Annotated in this window: 14 protein-coding genes; 3 read left to right on the top strand and 11 right to left on the bottom strand. The window is 70.8% G+C overall.

The genetic code is table 11. The annotated features are described in order from the left end of the window. Positions 1 to 2: 2 nt before the first annotated feature. From G401_RS0101275 to G401_RS42655, 5 genes are all read right to left on the bottom strand, one after another. Positions 3 to 800 carry an ABC transporter permease gene (locus tag G401_RS0101275; RefSeq protein ID WP_027341076.1) on the bottom strand — a complete coding sequence of 266 codons (798 nt, stop codon included), beginning with the start codon at positions 798 to 800 and terminating at the stop codon, positions 3 to 5. Further along, complete coding sequence (locus G401_RS42660; RefSeq protein ID WP_051365982.1) at positions 797 to 1,768, bottom strand: ATP-binding cassette domain-containing protein; 972 nt, start codon at positions 1,766 to 1,768, stop codon at positions 797 to 799. Before G401_RS42660 ends, G401_RS0101275 begins: the two co-directional genes overlap by 4 nt. A 217-nt stretch (positions 1,769 to 1,985) precedes the next feature. Beyond that, positions 1,986 to 3,212, bottom strand: a complete 1,227-nt coding sequence (locus G401_RS0101265) for a serine/threonine-protein kinase (RefSeq protein ID WP_027341075.1) — start codon at positions 3,210 to 3,212, stop codon at positions 1,986 to 1,988. A gap of 42 nt (positions 3,213 to 3,254) precedes the next feature. Continuing rightward, a complete protein-coding gene (locus tag G401_RS0101260) occupies positions 3,255 to 4,496 on the bottom strand; it encodes an FAD-binding protein (protein ID WP_027341074.1) in 1,242 nt (413 codons plus the stop codon). A 94-nt stretch (positions 4,497 to 4,590) separates the two neighbouring features. After that, a complete protein-coding gene (locus G401_RS42655; protein WP_051365981.1) occupies positions 4,591 to 5,211 on the bottom strand; it encodes a peroxiredoxin-like family protein in 621 nt (206 codons plus the stop codon). A 70-nt stretch (positions 5,212 to 5,281) separates the two neighbouring features. Here G401_RS42655 and G401_RS0101250 point away from each other — a divergent pair, with 70 nt between their 5' ends. Further along, positions 5,282 to 5,893 carry a TetR/AcrR family transcriptional regulator gene (locus G401_RS0101250; RefSeq protein WP_027341073.1) on the top strand — a complete coding sequence of 204 codons (612 nt, stop codon included), beginning with the start codon at positions 5,282 to 5,284 and terminating at the stop codon, positions 5,891 to 5,893. Between the two features lie 181 nt (positions 5,894 to 6,074). Here G401_RS0101250 and G401_RS0101245 read toward each other — a convergent pair whose 3' ends face one another. The 5 genes from G401_RS0101245 to G401_RS0101225 are packed head-to-tail and all read right to left on the bottom strand — an operon-like array spanning position 6,075 to position 12,573. Further along, the gene (locus G401_RS0101245) at positions 6,075 to 7,001 is read right to left on the bottom strand and encodes a dihydrodipicolinate synthase family protein (RefSeq protein ID WP_027341072.1); all 927 of its coding nucleotides are present in this window, start codon (positions 6,999 to 7,001) and stop codon (positions 6,075 to 6,077) included. Further along, a complete protein-coding gene (locus G401_RS0101240; protein ID WP_027341071.1) occupies positions 6,998 to 8,023 on the bottom strand; it encodes an ABC transporter ATP-binding protein in 1,026 nt (341 codons plus the stop codon). The genes G401_RS0101245 and G401_RS0101240 overlap by 4 nt, the downstream gene beginning before the upstream one ends. Continuing rightward, complete coding sequence (locus tag G401_RS0101235; RefSeq protein ID WP_027341070.1) at positions 8,020 to 9,957, bottom strand: dipeptide/oligopeptide/nickel ABC transporter permease/ATP-binding protein; 1,938 nt, start codon at positions 9,955 to 9,957, stop codon at positions 8,020 to 8,022. Before G401_RS0101235 ends, G401_RS0101240 begins: the two co-directional genes overlap by 4 nt. Continuing rightward, positions 9,954 to 10,913, bottom strand: coding sequence for an ABC transporter permease (locus G401_RS0101230; RefSeq protein ID WP_027341069.1), 960 nt, complete (start codon positions 10,911 to 10,913; stop codon positions 9,954 to 9,956). The genes G401_RS0101235 and G401_RS0101230 overlap by 4 nt, the downstream gene beginning before the upstream one ends. A gap of 43 nt (positions 10,914 to 10,956) precedes the next feature. After that, positions 10,957 to 12,573: an ABC transporter substrate-binding protein gene (locus G401_RS0101225; RefSeq protein WP_051365980.1), complete on the bottom strand. Its 1,617-nt coding sequence runs from the start codon at positions 12,571 to 12,573 to the stop codon at positions 10,957 to 10,959. A 159-nt stretch (positions 12,574 to 12,732) separates the two neighbouring features. Here G401_RS0101225 and G401_RS0101220 point away from each other — a divergent pair, with 159 nt between their 5' ends. Then, complete coding sequence (locus G401_RS0101220; protein ID WP_169734123.1) at positions 12,733 to 13,476, top strand: FadR/GntR family transcriptional regulator; 744 nt, start codon at positions 12,733 to 12,735, stop codon at positions 13,474 to 13,476. A gap of 294 nt (positions 13,477 to 13,770) precedes the next feature. Here the strand turns inward: G401_RS0101220 and G401_RS0101215 are convergent, their stop codons facing one another. Next, on the bottom strand, positions 13,771 to 14,979 hold the full coding sequence (locus G401_RS0101215) for a sialidase family protein (RefSeq protein WP_027341066.1): 1,209 nt from the start codon (positions 14,977 to 14,979) through the stop codon (positions 13,771 to 13,773). Positions 14,980 to 15,100: 121 nt separating this feature from the next. Between G401_RS0101215 and G401_RS0101210 the strand changes: the two genes are divergently transcribed. Then, positions 15,101 to 16,954: a sialidase family protein gene (locus G401_RS0101210; protein ID WP_027341065.1), complete on the top strand. Its 1,854-nt coding sequence runs from the start codon at positions 15,101 to 15,103 to the stop codon at positions 16,952 to 16,954. The last annotated feature ends 38 nt before the right edge of the window (positions 16,955 to 16,992 follow it).

Raw genomic sequence — 16,992 nt, 5'->3', positions numbered from 1 at the left:
TCCTAGGCCCGGCGGCGGTACGCCCGCACGGCCAGCGGCGCGAACACCACGAGGATGCCGGCCGACACGAGCAGCGTGTGCGTGACCGGGCCGGCGATCGGGCCGTCGCCGAGCGTGAGGGCGCGTACGGAGGCCATCACGTCGGTGACCGGGTTGATCTTCACCCAGGCCTGCAGCCAGCTCGGCAGGGTGTCGGTCTTGACCATCATGTTGGTGCCGAAGGTCAGCGGGAACAGCGTGACGAATCCGATGCCCTGCACCGCCCCCGGCTCCCGCACCAGTACGCCGACCAGCACGAAGATCCATGACAGCGAGAACGCGAAGAACAGCATCAGCAGGATCGCGCCGATCACCTCGACCGGGTTGGTCTGGAACCGGAAGCCCATGATCAGACCGAAGCCGAACGACACCGTGATCGAGACGACGAACCGGATGAGGTCGCCGAAGACCGCGCCCACCAGCGGTGCCGCCCGGCTGATCGGCAGGCTGCGGAACCTGTCGAAGACGCCCTTCTTGACGTCGCTGTTGAGATTGGTGCCGGTCGCCATCGACGCGAACATCAACGTCTGCACGGTGATCGCCGGCAGCAGGAACTGCAGGTACGCGTGCGTCGACCCGGCGATCGCCCCGCCCAGCAGGTAGACGAAGACGAGGATGAAGATCACCGGTTGGAGGGTGACGTCGAGCAGCTGTTCCGGCGTACGCAGGGTCTTGATCAGGCTCCGCTTGCCGAGGGCGAGACTGTGCCGCAGCAGCCCGAACGGCCGCCCGGCCGGTACGTCGAGGGTGATCGTGGTCATACGGCCATCTCCAGGGAGTCGTGCGCGTTCTGGTGCGGTACGGGCGCTCCGGTCAGGGTGAAGAAGACCTCGTCCAGGCTGGGCAGGCGCAGCGACAGCTCGATGACGCCGATCCCCGCCTCGTCGAGCCGGCGTACCAGGGTGGTGAAGACGCGGTCGTCGTCGGCCGGCGCCGTCAGCACGCCGCGGCCGGACGACTCGGTCTCGTGCCCGGTGGTCTCGCGCAGCAGCCGGTCGACCTCGTCCAAGCGACCCGGGTCCGACGGGCGTACGACGATGGTCTGGCCGCCGACCTTGTGCTTCAGCTCGGCCGGGGTGCCGTGGGCGATCACCGAGCCGTGGTCGATCACCGAGATCTCGTCGGCCAGCGCGTCGGCCTCGTCCAGGTACTGGGTGGTGAGCAGCACGGTCACGCCGGAGTCGAGCAGCGACCGGACCATGTTCCACACGTCCTCGCGCTTGACCGGGTCCAGCCCGGTCGTCGGCTCGTCCAGGTAGATCACGCTCGGCCGGCCGACCAGGCTCGCGGCCAGGTCCAGCCGCCGCCGCATGCCGCCGGAGTAGGTCTTGGCGGCCCGGCCACCCGCCTCCGCCAGCCCGAACTGCTCCAGCAGCTCCTTCGCCCGGCTCCGCGAGTCCTTGCGGCGCAGGTCGAGCAGGCTGCCGATGAGCTCGAGATTCTGCTGGCCGGTCAGGTCCTCGTCCACCGACGCGTACTGGCCGGTGAGTCCGATGAGACGGCGTACCTTGGCCGCGTCCCGGACCACGTCGTAACCGCCCACGGTCGCCCGGCCCTCGTCCGCGCGCAGGAGCGTGGCGAGGATGCGTACCGCGGTCGTCTTGCCGGCGCCGTTCGGCCCGAGGACGCCGAGCACCGTGCCCGCCCGAGCGGCGAGATCGATGCCGGCCAGGGCCGTGGTCGCGCCGAATCGCTTGACCAGGCCCTCGGCCTGGAAAGCGTAGGTCATCGCGTTCCCCCTTCAGGTTTCGCGATGAAGTCTGCGGGATGGCGCTGACAAACCCCGCACACGCCGCTGACACCGTGATGTCAAGATCAAATTCAAGGGCACATGCATGTCCCGGACTCGTCGATCTCACCTCCGCTCCTCGCGCGGGAGACCGTTCCGGCGCGGGGCGCCTCCACTGCCAGCACAGTGGGGCGAGGCATCCTTCGCCGCGGTTCGGTCAGGGCGCCGTGGATCCGGCTGCCGCGGGGGACGGGTCGCTGCTGGGCGGCTCGGCCGGCTGGGTGCTGAGGCTCGGCGCGGGTGCGGCCGACGGGCTGGCGGGAGCCTGCGAGGGCGCCTGCGACGCCTGAGCGGAGGTCGAGGCGCCCGCGGACGGTGTGGCGCTCGTGGTGGCGTGGCCGGTCGGGCGTTCGGTCGTCCGGACCAGGACAGGTTTGCCGGTGCCGGGTGTGTGCGTCGTCGGGGCCGACGGCGTCGTGCCGCCCGGACTCGACGTGCCCATGGGGCTCGCTGCCAGGAGGATCGCGCCGACGGCCACGGCCGCGACGGCGCTGCCCGCCGCGACGACGTGCTTCTTGCGGGGGCGGCGGGGCACGGCGGGGAGCACCGCTGTCGTCCCGCTGACCGCCGCGGTGGTCGCGTTGCGGGCGGCCTCGGCCAGTGCCATGGCGTCGGGGTAGCGGTCGTCGGGGTCCTTGGCGAGCGCCCGTTCGACGACCTCGCGTACGCCGGGCGGGACGGAAGCGGGCAGCGCCGGCGGATCCTCGTACGCGTGCCGGTACGCCAGGGCCACGGGGTTGTCCCCGGTGAACGGAGGCGCCCCGGCCAGGCAGTGGTACGCGAGTGCGCCCAGCGCGTACACGTCGACGGCGGACGTGATCGTGCCCCGGGTCGCCTGCTCGGGCGCCATGTACAACGCGGTGCCGAGGACGGTGCCGGGTTCGGTGAGCCCGGCCGAGCCGGCCGAGGTCGCGATGCCGAAGTCGACGAGGACGGCCGAGCCGTCGTCCGCACGCAGCAGCAGGTTGCCGGGCTTCACGTCGCGGTGCACGACGCCGACCGCGTGCGCCGCGGCGAGGGCGGCGGCCGCCTCGGCGACCACCCGCATGGTCGACTGCGGTCCGAGGGTGCCGCGGTCGGCCAGGATGTTCGCCAGCGACTGCCCCGCGACCAGCTCCATCACCAGGTACGCGAGTTCGCCGTCCTCGCCGTAGTCGTAGACGGCCACGATGCCGGGGTGGCGCAGTCCGGCGAGGATGCGGGCCTCGGTCGCGAAGCGCTGGGCGAAGCCGCCCTGGGCGAGGAGCACCGGCCTGATCACCTTGACCGCCACGGGCCGGGCGAGCACCTCGTCGGTGGCCGCCCAGACGTCGGACATGCCGCCGCTGCCCAGGGGCGTACCCAGGCGGTAGCGGCCGGAGATGCGCTGTCCGGGGGTGAGCATCCGACCTCCTTACCCCGGCGGGCCCGGCGTTCACACACGCCGTCAGTCCGTCAGGTAGGTCTCCATGAAATCGTTACGAAACTTACCGGCTGGGTCGAGATGATGTGCCAACGCCACGAACTCTGACATGTGCGGATAACCCGAGCGGACGACGTCGGTTGCGAGAGTGAAGAGCTTTCCCCAGTGTGCGCGTACGCCGAACGGGGACAGCGCGGCCTCGATCGCCGGCAGCAGCGCGGTGACCTGTTCGGTGAGCGGACGCCAGGTGAAGTGGAAGGCCATCGTGGCGCGACCGGAGGCGGGGCTGAGCCAGAGGTCGTCGGCGGCGACCGTGCGGATCTCGGAGACCAGCAGGAGCGGCGCGATCCGCGCGGCGAGCGGGGCGAGCGCGGCGAGGGCCGCCGGGCCGTCCGCGAGCGGCACGAAGTACTCCGTCTGCAGCTCGTCGCCGCTGCTGGGGGTGAAGGCGAGCCGGAAATGCGGGAGCCGCTCGTGCCACGCCCCCGGTACGCCGCCCTGCTCGGTGCAGGCGGCCGGGTCGACGCCCTCGATGGGGTGCTTCCTGCCGGTGGCCGGCCGGGCGCCGAAGAACTCGGCGGGGCCGGGGTCGTCCGGCAGCGCCTTGCGCCACACCTGCGTGAAACGCGGGGCTGCGGGACCGGAGAAGGCGAAATCGGTGAACAGGCTGACGCTGTACCCGTCGGCGAGCACCTCGGTGATCGGCGCGTCGAACGGCAGTCCCGTGTAGACGTCCTGGCGTACCTGGAAGGTGGGCACGAGGTCGAGGGTGAGGGCGGTGACCGCGCCGAGGGCGCCGAGCGCCACCACCGAGCCCGGGAAACGCGGGTCCGACCGGTCCAGCCCGATCACGTCCCCGGCCGCCGTGACCAGTTCGATCGCGCGTACCGACGTCGCCAGGTTGCCGTTGCGGACGCCCGACCCGTGCGTCCCGGTCGCGACCGCGCCCGCGATCGAGATGTGCGGCAGGGAGGCCAGGTTGGGCAGCGCGTACCCGGCGGCGTGCAGGGCCTCGGCGACCTCGCCGTAGCGCAGGCCGCCCGACACCCGGACCGTCGACGCCGCGGTGTCGATGTCCACCGCGGGCGGCAGGCCGGCCAGGCTCACCAGGTCACCCGTGGTGTCGGCGAGGCGGTTGAAGGAGTGGGCGCTGCCGAGGACGCGTACTTTGGCGGCTCCGGCGAGGGTGTGCCGCAGCTCGTCGAGAGTGGACGGTCGGTGGACGCGCGCGGCGGCGAAGGTGACGTTTCCGGCCCAGTTCAGCACGTCCGAAGGTTACCCGCCCCGCCCGCCGGCATGATCGGGTTTGCCGCCAAGATCCCGTTTGGATCAGGGAAATCACCCGAATCTTGGGCCAAGATTACGTGCGGATCCCTGATCCAAACCCGATCTTGGAGGTCTCGGGGGTGGGGGTGGCGGGGGCGGCGGCGGTGGCCAGGGTGACGACCTCGGCGAGGCTCCACTGGTCGTCGGCGTGCTCGCCGTAGTGGGCGGCCAGGACCGTCCCGTCCGGCCCGACGAGGAAGTCCGCGGGCAGGCCCCAGCGGCCGCCGTCGGGGAACAGCTTCGGCGCCCGGCCCCGGCCGGTCACCAGGCGGGCGAGGCTGCGCGCGCTGCCCGCGAGGATCGCCGGCCACGACCGTGGGTCGAGCATCGCGCGTTTGCCCTGCTCCACGCCGAACCGCCGGTACCAGCGCTTCTCCGGGTCCGCGACGATCGGCAGCGGCAGGTCCGCGGCATGCTCCAGCAGCTCGTCCACACTGGAATGGAAGAACACCATCTCCTGTACGCCGATCGCCGCCAGCCGGTCGGCGCCCAGCACGAACGAGCGCAGGTGCAGGTTGCACACGGGACAGCCCGCGAACCGCCGGAACTGCACGTGCACGAGCCGCCCGGCCGGATCGGGCAGCGGCGCGGGCGCGCCGGTGATGGTACGCAGGTCGAGCTCCGGCGCCCGATCGCCGGGGAGCAGGCGGGTCATCGCGACATCCTTCGTAAGAGTACGGTGTACGCCTACGAAGCTATAGGCGTATCTTGTACGCTGTCAACCCGTGCCCCGGCCTCGTTCGCTCACACCCGGCCAACTCGCCGTCGCCGCCCTGGCCGTCATCGACCGGGACGGGCTCGGCGGGCTGACGATGCGTACCGTCGCCGACGAGCTGGGCATGGGGACCATGTCGATCTACCGGTACGTGCCCGACCGGGGACAGCTCGAACTGCTCGTCGTCGACCACGTCATGGGCGGGATCGACTTCACGTCGCCGGACGGGGCGTGGCGGGAGCGGATCGCCGTGATCTGCGAACGCATCCGGCTCGGGGTCGCCGCGCATCCGCACGTGATCCCGCTGCTGCTCGTGCACCGGCAGGCCTCGCGAGGCGTACGCGCGAGTGGTGAGGCCCTGCTGGAGATCCTGGCGGGGGCGGGCCTCGACGGTGAGCGCCGGGTGCTGGCGTTCCGGGCGCTGCTGAGCTGGCTGACCGGGGCGCTGGCCACCGAGGGGCTGGGGTCGCTGGCGGGCGCGGGCACCGCGGCGCTGGCGGAGCAGGACGACTATCCGCGGCTGGCGGAGACGGCGCGGGTGGCGCGGACCGTGCCGGCCGAGCGCGAGTTCGCGACCGGCCTCGACCTGGTCCTCCGCGGCATCGCCACCTACCTGGAGTAGCCGCCAAGCCCTCGCGCGGCCGCGCCAAGATCCCGCGCGGCCGCCCCAAGATCCCGCGCGGTCGCGCCAAGATCCCGCTTGGATCAGGTTTTCGCACGTAATCATGGGCCATGATTCGGGTGATTTCCCTGATCCAAACGGGATCTTGGGGCGGAGCGGGGCGGGGCGGGTGAGGGTGGGGCTAGAGGCCGGCGTCGGTGAGGAACTTGGCGACGCGGGAGATCTCCTCGGGGCTGAGCGGGATCTGGGGGAGCGCCGTCGTCGGCGAGTCGATGATCCCGCGCAGGTGCAGGGCTGCCTTGAACGCGCCGAGCGCCGACGAGCTGCGCCCCATGTGCGGGCCGCCCACGTGGACCAGCCCGAAGAGCTTGAACAGCCGCTCCTGCTCGGTACGCGCCGCGGCCCAGTCCCCGTTCCGCGCGGCCGCGAAGAGGCGTACGTAGCCGTGGGGGTCCACATTGCCGAGGCCGGGGACCACGCCGTCGGCGCCCATCCACAGCGCGGCGTCGACGGTCAGCTCCGAGCCGGTGAGCACCGAGAACCCGGTCAGGTCGCGGTCGCGCCGGCCGAGCAGCACCTCGCGGAAGCCGCCCTCGTCGCCGGACGAGTCCTTGACCCCGGCCAGTACGCCTTCCGCCGCCAGCTCCAGCAGCAGCTCCGCGCCGAGCTTCGAGTGCACCGAGACCGGCAGGTCGTACGCGTACACGGGGACGGTCGAGCGGGCGTGCACGGCCCGGAAGTGCCGGGCGATCTCCGCCGGATGCGTACGCGTGTAGAACGGTGCGGTCACGACGATCCCGGAGACGCCGGCCTCGACCGCCGTGCGGACGTGGTCGAGGACGCGCAGCGAGGTCATGTCGATGACCCCGGCGAGGACCGGCACCGCGCCGCCGACGTGGCCGACGACGGTCTCCAGCACGGTCCGGCGGTGCCCGTCCGGCAGGAACGCCACCTCGGACGTCGAGCCGAGCACGAACAGCCCGTCGACGCCGCCGTCGAGCAGATGGTCGACCAGGCGGGTCAGCGAGGCGGTGTCGACCTCGAAGTCGGGGGTGAGCGGCGTACACACCGGAGGGATGACGCCGGACAGGGCTGTTGCGGTGGTCATGAACGCTCCTGGGCTTGACTGATCAGTTCGCGGTCGGTCGCGTCGTTGGGAACCGGATGGTGGCAGCGGAAGAGGTGGCCGGGGCCGGCCTCGGTCACGGGCGGCAGCTCGGCGGCGCACTCGTCGGACGCCTTCCAGCAGCGCGTACGGAAGGGGCAGCCGGTCGGCGGGCGGGTCGCCGAGGGCACCGGACCCGCCAGCGGGATCGGGTCGATCGGCGAGAGCAGGCCGGGTGTGGCCGAGAACAGCGCCCGCGTGTAGGGATGACGGGCACCGGCCGGCACGTCGGCCGCCGGTGCCGTCTCCACGATCCGGCCGAGGTACATCGTCACGACGCGGTCGCTCATCCGGCGTACGGTCTGGATGTCGTGCGAGACGAAGACCATGGCCAGTCCCAGCTGCGTACGCAGATCCAGCAGCAGGTTCAGGATCTGCGCCCGGACCGACACGTCGAGGGCCGACGTCGGCTCGTCCGCGACCAGCAGCCGGGGCCGCAACGCGAGCGCCCGGGCGATGGCGATCCGTTGCCGCTGACCGCCCGAGACCTGGCCCGGTAGCACGTCCGCCACGCTCGCGGGCAGGCCGACCAGGTCCAGCAGTTCGCGTACGCGCTCGTCGCGTTCGCGTACGGTGCCGATGCGGTGGACGTCGAGGGGGTCGCGGAGGATCTGCCGGACGGGCAGCCGCCGGTTGAGGGCGGTCGACGGGTCCTGGAAGACCATGCCGACATGCCGCCCGATCGCCGTACGCCGACGCCCGGCCGCCATCCGCCACAGGTCTTCACCGTCCACCGTGACCGATCCGGCCGTCGGCTTCTGCAGGCCGACGAGGACCCGGGCGAGGGTGGACTTGCCGCAGCCGGACTCGCCGACGACGCCCACGGTCTCGCCGGGCGCGACGGACAGGTCGGCGCCGGTGAGCGCGTACACCTTGTCGCGCTGAAAGAAGCCGCCGGAGCGGGCCTTGTGCACGACGTGGACGTCGCCGAGCGTCACGAGGCTTGGCCGGGCAACCGCGCTCATCGGGCCTCCTCCAGGATCTTCGCGGGGTGGAAGCAGGCGATCTCATGGCTCTCGGCGCCTTCGAGGACCGGGCGCTCGGTGGTGCAGACGGCCGTCGCCCGCGGGCAGCGGTCGGCGAACCGGCAGCCGGCCGGGAAGTCGGCGGGGGCGGGGACCACGCCGCGGATCTGCGTGAGCCGCTCGGCGCCGGCCTCCAGCGAGAGCACCGATCCGAGCAGGCCCCGCGCGTAGTGATGGGCGGGCGCGCCGACCAGCTCGGCGGTCACGCCGGTCTCCACGATCTGCCCGCCGTACATCACGGCCACCCGGTCGGTCACGTCCGCGACCAGCGCCAGGTCGTGCGAGACCAGGATCAGCGCGAAGCCCAGCTCCGCGCGCAGCCGCAGCAGCAACTGGATCACCTGCGCCTGCACGGTCACGTCCAGCGCCGTCGTCGGCTCGTCCGCGACGATCAACCGCGGATCGCGCGACAGCGCCAGCGCGATCAGCACCCGCTGCCGTTGTCCCCCGGACAGTTCATGGGGGTACGCCGAGAGCGTCCGGGCCGGGTCGAGCCCCACGAGCGTCAGCAGCTCGGCCGGCGAGCGTTTGCCGCCGCGGCGTACGACCTGCTTGAGCTGGGCCTTGATGGTCATCGCCGGGTTCAGCGAGGACAGCGCGTCCTGGTAGATCATGGCCATCTCGTGGCCGAGCAGCTTGCGCCGCTCCTTCGTGGACAGTCGCAGCAGGTCCCGCCCGGCGAACATGATCCGGCCGCCGATCCGGGCGCCCCGGGGCTGCAGTCCCATCACGGTCAACGCGGTCAGGGACTTGCCGCAACCGGACTCGCCGACCAGCCCGAGCACCTCGCCCGGGCGTACGCCGAACGAGACGCCGTCGACGATGTCCACGCCGTTGTGCCGGCCTTCGAAGCCGATGCGGAGGTCCTCCACGACGAGCACGGGATCGCCGGTCGGCCGGGGCCGGGCGCGTTCGGCCAGGCGCCGCGCGGCCTGCGCGAGGCCCGGCAGCTCGACGACCTCGCCGCCGCTGCTCGCCGGCGCCTCGGCGGAATCCTTGCGCTGACCCGGAAGCACCGGCCGCGCGGCGGGGGCCGCCCAGGCGTCGGAGACCCCCTCGGCCAGGATGTTGAGGGCCAGCACGGTCAGCAGGATCAGCGCACCCGGGAACACGGTCGCCCACCAGCCGCCGAGCAGCACCATCGTCCGGCCGTCGGCGATGACGCTGCCCCACGACGGGTTCGGCGGGCGTACGCCGGCCCCGATGAACGACAGCGAGGCCTCGAAGACGATGGCGTCGGCGACCATGACCGTGCAGAAGACGAGGACCGGCGCGGCACAGTTGATCGCCACGTGCTTGATCAGGATGTGCCAGGTACGCGCCCCGATCACCCGCTCCGCGGCCACGTAGTCCTCGCCGTACTGGGCGAGCACGTTCGCGCGTACCACCCGGGCGACGCTCGGCATGTAGAGGAAGGCGATCGCCAGCACGAGAACCGGGATGCCGCCGCCGAAGACGGCCACGAGCACCGCCGCGAGCGCGATGCCCGGGAACGCCATGATCACGTCCAGCGTACGCATCAGGGTCTCGTCGGCGGCCTTGCGCGAGGTGGCGGCGACCGCGCCGATCAGGGCACCGGTGACGAGCGCGATCGCGGTGGCGCCGAGGCCGATGATGAGCGACCAGCGGGCGCCGTAGAGCACGCGGCTGAAGATGTCGCGGTTGCCGCTGTCCAGGCCCATCCAGAAGCCGGGCCGGGGACCGCCGCCGGTGGCCTCCTGCACGTAGGGCGAGTGCGGGGCGATCACCGGGGCCAGGACCGCCGCGATCACGATGATCAGGATCAGGGCGAGCGAGGCCCAGGAGGCCCAGTTCAACCGGCGAAAGGTGATTCCGGGGCGGGACAGCCGCTTCGCGAGACCACTGCGCATCATGCGGCGCTCCTCAGTCGGGGGTTGACCAGCAGGTAGAGGACGTCGACGACGAGGTTCACGACGACGAAGCCGACCGCGATGGTGAGGACGACGCCCTGGACCACCGCGGGGTCGCCGTCGCGTACCGCGTTGATCATCAGCTGGCCCATGCCGGGCAGGGAGTAGATCGTCTCGATCACCACCGCGCCGCCGAGCAGGTAGCCGACCCGCAGGCCGAGCACGGTCAGCGGATTGATGAGCGCGTTGCGCAGCACGTTGCGGCCGACCACGACGATCATCGGCAGCCCGCTCCCGATCGCCGTACGCACATAGTCCTTGTCCAACTCCTCGACCATCGAGGTACGGATGATCCGGGTCAGCTGGGCGGCCACCGGCAAGGACAACGAGAGTGCGGGCAAGGCCATGCAGCGCAGCCAGCCCGAGAGCGAGTCGGCCGGGTTGATGTAGCCGCTGGTCGGGAACCAGCCCTGGTCGACCGCGAGGTACTGGATCATCAGCAGGGCCAGCCAGAACCCGGGCGCGGCCACGCCGACCAGCGACACGAACCGGATCGCCTGATCCGGCCAGCGGTCGCGGAAGATCGCGCCGGTCACGCCGAAGATCAGGGACAGCACGACCGCGATCGCCAGCCCGAGGAAGGTGAGCTGGAGCGTCAGCGGCAGGGCCGTCGTCACCGAGTGGAGCACGGGCGCCTTGGTGAGCACGCTCGTACCCATGTCGCCGTGCAGCAGCTGGCCGACGAAGTGGAAATAGCGTACCGGCAACGGGTCCAGCAGACCGTTGTCCACTTGGAACTGATGGATCTGCTCCGGCGTCGGGTTCGCCCCCTGGAAGTACGCGTACTCCGGCTTGCTGTCGGAGAAGCGCATCACGGTGAAGACGAACAGGATGACCCCCAGCAGCAGGGGGACGAGGATCAAGACGCGGCGCACGAGCATGCGGGCGATCACTGCCACCGGGGGTGTCTCCTCTCGAAGGGGCGGTGTCGGCGGGGCTGCGTCAGGCTCGCTGGGCCTGGAGCAGGTTGATGCCCGGGTACGGCTGGGCGCGGACGCCGGAGAGCTTCTTGGCGTCCCACGCGGTCATCAGCTCGGTGTGCAGCACCGGGTAGAGGACGGCCTGCTCGGCGATGGTGTCGAGGTACTTGTGCGTGAGGTCGAGCTTCTTGGTCGCGTCCGGCTCGGCGGTCGCCGCGTCCATGGCGGCGAAGAGCGCCTTGGCCTCGGTGGACTTGTCCCATTTGGTGTACTTCATCCACGTGCCGCCGGACGTGTAGTTGTAGCGCAGGATCAGGTCGGCGTCGAGGCCGAACTGGTTGGGGTTGGAGGCGGCCGCGACCACCTGGTAGTCCTGCGACTGGTCCATCTTCGTGAACAGCGCGGCGGTGTCCTGCGGCGCCAGCGTCGTCTTGACCCCGATCGCCTCCCACGAGTTGGCGATCGTCGGCAGGCAGTCGGCGATCCACGAGACGTTGACGGCCATCAGGTTGATCGTCAGGCCGGCGACACCCGCCGCGGCCAGCAGCGATTTCGCCTTGTCCGGGTCGTAGGAGTAGACCGTGCGGGCGGCCGTGAACGACGGGTTCTCCTTGTTCAGGAAGCTGCTCGCCGGGGTGCCGTGGCCCTTGAGCGCCACCTCGATCATCTTCTGCGTGTCGATCGCGTAGAACAGCGCCTGGCGTACGCGTACGTCGTCGAACGGCTTCAGGGCGGTGTTGAACATCAGGAACATGTGGTTCATGCCCTTGCCGCCCTGGACCGTCAGGCCGGCCTTGGTGAGCTGGTCGATGTTCGCGTACGGGATGTTGTCGGCGATCTGGGCCTCGGCGCTGCCGCCGGAGATCTTCGCGACCCGGGCCGAAGCGTCCACGATGGACAGCCAGTTCATCTTCTTGACGTTGGCCTTGCGCGGGCCGTTGTAGTCCGCGAACGCCTCCATCGTCGAGTTCGACGAGGGGTTGTGCGCGGTGAGCTTGTACGGGCCCGACCCGACCGCCTTGCCCGCCTTGGCCTGGTCCCAGCCGCCGGGCGCGCCGAAGATGTGCTTGGGCATGATCTTGGCGATCGTGAGCCGCCGCAGTGCGTCCGGGAACGGGAACTTGAAGACGAGCTCGACGCCGGTGTCGTCGACCTTCTTGACCTCCTGCAGCCAGGAGGCGAAGAAGGACGAGATCAGGGTGCTCTTGTCGAGCGCGCGCTCGAACGAGAAGAGCACGTCGTCGACCGTCACCGGCTGGCCGTCGTGGAACTTGGCGCCCGACCGGAGGGTGAACTTCCACGAAGTGGCGTTCACGTCAGCCGGCAGCGCGGTCGCGAGCGCCGGGAACGGGTCGCGGGTGACCGGGTCGGTGTCGACCAGGCCTTCGTAGATGTGGCTGTTGGCGGCCATCGTGAACGCCGACGCGCTCATCGACGGGTCCCAGCTCTGGTTGTTGCCGTAGCCGATCACGGCCGTGACGAGGTCCTTGTCGCCACCCGCACCGGCCGAGCCGGTCGAGGCGGGGCCGCCACAGGCGGAGAGGGCGGCGGAGATCGCCGCCGCGGCGCTCACCGTCCCGCCGAGCCGCAGGAAGTCGCGGCGGTTGAAGTCGACGCCTATGCCATCAGCTCTGCGCACGAGAAGCCTCCTAGGTAGGGGTGTCTGTGTCGGGGCTCGAACTTGATCGTCGGAAATATTCGGGGTCGGACATTGGACGTCCCACATCCCATGTCCGGTAAGGTGCAGGCTAGGGGCCGAGCCCGTCCCCGGTCAAGAGCTGATGGCCAGGAGATGTCCGTGGTGTTTCGTGATCCAGGTCAGCGCCCCAAGGTACCCGGCCAGCCGACGCGTACTCGGCGGCTGAGCAGGGCCGTTGAGGTCCAGGAGGCGGTCAAGGAGATCATCGTGCAGCGGGGACTGACGGCCGGCGATCCGCTGCCGACGGAGTCCGAACTCATGGCGGAGCTCGGCATCGGCCGCAACTCCGTCCGGGAGGCCCTCAAGGTCCTGCAGGCCGTCGGCATCGTCGACATCCGGCACGGGTTCGGGATGTTCGTCGGCCGGATGTCGCTGGCCGGCCTGGTCGACGAGCTGGCCTTCCACAGCCGGATCACGTTGCAGGAGGAACGCAACCAGCTCGGCCACCTGATCGAGATCCGGGAGGTGCTGGAGACCGGTCTCGCCCGGCGGCTCATCGAGCGGCACGCGGGGGCGGACCATGCGGGCGTCCACGCGATGCTCGAACAGATGGAGGCGGAGGCGCTGATCGGGGCGATCTCCCCGGAGACCGACCGGCGCTTCCACGACCTGCTCTACGTCCCGCTCGGCAACCCGCTGCTCGGCCAGCTGCTCGGCGCCTTCTGGCAGGTCTACCACCAGCTGCGCGACGAGATCGGTACGCCGGACGAGACCCCGGCCGACGTGGCGCGTACGCACCGGGACATCTACACGGCGGTCGTGACCGGGGACGCGATGGGCATCGAGGCGGCCATGATCGCCCACTTCGCCGGCGTCCGAGCCCGCCTGGCCCGCCTCTCGTAACCCGTCGCAGGCTCGCGCCAAGATCCCGCTTGGATCGCCAAGATCCCGCTTGGATCAGGGAAATCACCCGAATCTTGGGCCATGATTACGTGCGATTCCCTGATCCAAACCAGATCTTGGGGGCAGGGCTCGCCGCCGGGGCTGCGGGAGGGGGCGACGGCGGATGATGCGTCGCCCCACTCACCTGGCAGTGGAGTCCCCGGAGCGCAGCGACAGGGGCGGAACGGTCTCCCGCGGGAGGAGCGGAGGTGAGATCGACGAACCCGGGACAATATCTTCTAAAGGATCTTGAATTTAGGGGAGGTCGGAGACGGCCACCCGGCGGAAGGTGATCGTTTCGTTGGCGCCGAAGTCACCCGTCTCGTAGAGGACGCCGACCGTCTTCTTGTCGAGCTGGACGAGGTCCGAGTACGCCGCCGGCAGCCCCGACAGGGCCGGCCCGGCGATCCAGGTCGCGCCGGAGTCGTGGCTGACCCGCAACGTCATGGTCGCCCGCGCGGCCGGGTCGGCGGGGCCGGCGTACACGAGGGGGCCGTTGTCGAGCTGCAGGACGCTGCCCTCCACGACGGGACCCGCGATCGTGTCCTGCGGCCGGAACGGTTTGACCAGCGTGGCCCCGCCGTCGGCCGAGTACGCGTCCGCCCGGTTGCCCGGCGCCGTCCCGTTGTGGTCGCGGGTGTTGAAGTAGACGCGGCCGTCCGGCAGCTGCGTTGCGGCCGTCTCGTTGACATTGACGTAGTTGTCCGGGTTGTCGTCGACGTACCCGATGTGCCAGGTCTGCCCGTCGTCGTCGCTGTACAGCGAGTGCCCGCCGTAGTACTTTGCCTCGGCGCCGGTGTCCGCCGAACCGTCCGGCGGGGCGATCGAGTGGTTCGCCGGTACGACGAGCCGGCCCTTGTGCTCGCCGACGGTCAGCCGGGTGGCGTGCCCGGGGCCCGTGGCGTACCAGCGCCAGTTCGGGAGCTTGGCGTCGGCGGTGATCTCCGTCGGGGCCGTCCAGGTCGTGCCGTCGTCGTCGCTGTACTGGGCGAAGACGCGACGGCTCTGGTCGGGCGTGACCTGGCCGCGCAGGATCATCGCCTCGGTGGCCGTACCCGCGTTGTAGGTCGTCAGCAGGACGATCCGGCCGTCGGCGGTCACCACCGGCGCCGGGTTGCCCGAGGTGTTGTCGCCCGAGTCCTGCACGACGGTGAGCGGTCCCCAGGTGCAGCCGCCGTCGGTGCTGCGCTTGACGACCGTGTCGATGTTGCCGGCGTCGCCGAGTCCGTCGTGCCGGCCCTCGGCGAAGGCGAGCAGGTCGCCGCCCTTCGTCGTGATCACCGCCGGGATGCGGAACGCGCTGTATCCGTCGGTGCCCGCGGCGTACGCGATGGCGGAGGTGCAGGGGGAGTGGCCCGCCCAGGCCTCGGGCGCGGACAGGGCGGCGGAGCCCGCGAGGCCGGCGGCAAGGACCACGGCGGCACCGCCGGCGGCCAGGTGGGAGCGGGGGAACGGGGATTTCATTCTGCCTCCAGAATTGGACATGGGATGTCCTATGTCAGCTGGGAAGGTATTCCTGCTCGCCGGACGGCGTCAAGAGCGCAACATCTGGCGGACGTCCCACGTCGGACATAGGATGTCCGGCATGCGTCTACACCCCCGAGCGCTCGCCGTCCTCGCGGCGCTCGTCCTCACGGCCGCCGGGACACCCGCGGCCCACGCATCCGGCGGCGCCGCGACCGCGAGCCCGCGCTTCGACGAACAGGTCGTCTACCAGCAGAAGACCGAGGGGTACGCGTGCTTCCGCATCCCCGCGGTCGTGCAGGCGGCCGACGGGACCCTGCTCGCCTTCGCCGAAGGACGGGTGGCCGACTGCGGCGACGACGGCGACATCGACCTCGTCGTACGCCGATCCTTCGACAACGGCGCCACCTGGGGCCCGATTCAGGTCGTGTCCAAGGGCAACGGCGAGACCCACGGCAACCCGGTGCCGATCGTCGACCGCCGGACGGGCCGGATCGTCCTGGTCAGTACGCACAACGGCGCCGCACCCTGCCCCAACGGCTGCGACCGCGATCCCTACGTCACCTACAGCGACGACGACGGGGCGACCTGGTCGCCGGAGCGGGAGATGACCGAGGGGAAGCGCCCCGAGTGGAACTTCTGGTACGCCACCGGCCCCATGCACGGCATCCAGCTGACCCACGGCGTCCACGCGGGACGGCTGGTTCTCGGCGCGAGCTACGAGACCTATGACGGCGTGGGCCCGCACGTCTACGGCACGCACCTGCTCTACAGCGACGACAGCGGCGTGACCTGGCACATCGGCGCGACCAGCGCCGTCGACGACGGGTCGATCATCGCGCAGGAGGTGACCGTCGTCGAGCTCGACAACGGCGGCGTCTACGCCCTGGCCCGTGAGCGCGGCACCGATCCGGGCCACCGCGCGTACGCGGTCAGCAGCGACGGGGGCGAGTCCTTCGACAAGCCGTTCCAGATCATCGATCTCGACATCGCCGACGTCCAGGCGTCCACGCTGCGGGAACGGCCCGGCCGCATCCTGCTCTCGTCTCCGGCGCACCCCGTCGCCCGCGAGGCGATGACCGTCCGCTCCTCCTACACCGAAGGGCGTACCTGGCAGGACTGGGAGGACGGCAAGGTCTTCTGGTGGGGGCAGTCGGGATACTCCGACATGTCGCTGCTCGGCGACGGGCTCATCGGGCTCGCGTACGAGGCCGGGGTCGCGTCACCCTACGAGAGCATCCGGTGGGCGCGCTTCGACGACGCGTACCTGGCCACGCCCAACGGCACACCACCCGGCATTCCCGCGCCGCCGGCACCCGGCCCGGTCACTCCCGACGCCACCCGGCACAACCAAGCCTTCGTACGCGGCGGCGCCACGACCGGTGACGGCGTGTTCGGCGGCGGGCTGCACCTGGACGGCGTCGACGACCGGGTCGAGGTGCCGTACGACTGCTCGATCGACGTCGGCGGCGGCGACTTCACGATGATGACCTGGTTCCGGTACGCCGACACCGCCGGCGCGCACACACTGCTGTGGGCGTACCGGGTGGGCAGCGGGACGACGCCGCAGATCTGGTTGCGGGCCGAACCGGCGTCCCACCGGATCCGGGCGCTGATCATGGTCGACCGGTTCAACGTCAGCGTGCAGTCCGCGCAGGCGTACAACGACGGGGCCTGGCACCACATCGTGCTGCAGCGGGCGAACGGGCAGTTCTCGCTGCGGGTCGACGGCGCGGTGGTCGCCTCGGCCGCGGTGCCGCCCGGTTCGGTGACGGCCGGCAAGGAGTTCGGCGTCGATGGCATCCACATCGGACAGAAGCTCGACGGCGGGGACCGCTTCCACGGCGACCTCGACGAGGTACGCGTCTACCGCCGCGCGCTCAACGACACGGAGCTCGGCCTGATCCGCGACCGCAACCTGCCCATCGGCGGCCAACTCGGCCTCCGCCTCCCCATGGACAACGTCACGTCCTGAGGGGCCAAGATCCCGTTTGGATCAGGTTTTCGCACGTA

It is taken from the genome of Hamadaea tsunoensis DSM 44101 (genome assembly GCF_000428945.1).
In the GTDB taxonomy this organism is placed as follows: Bacteria; Actinomycetota; Actinomycetes; order Mycobacteriales; family Micromonosporaceae; genus Hamadaea; species Hamadaea tsunoensis.
Note: the sequence above shows the minus strand (reverse complement) of the source record. Positions and strands in the feature narration are given on the sequence as shown.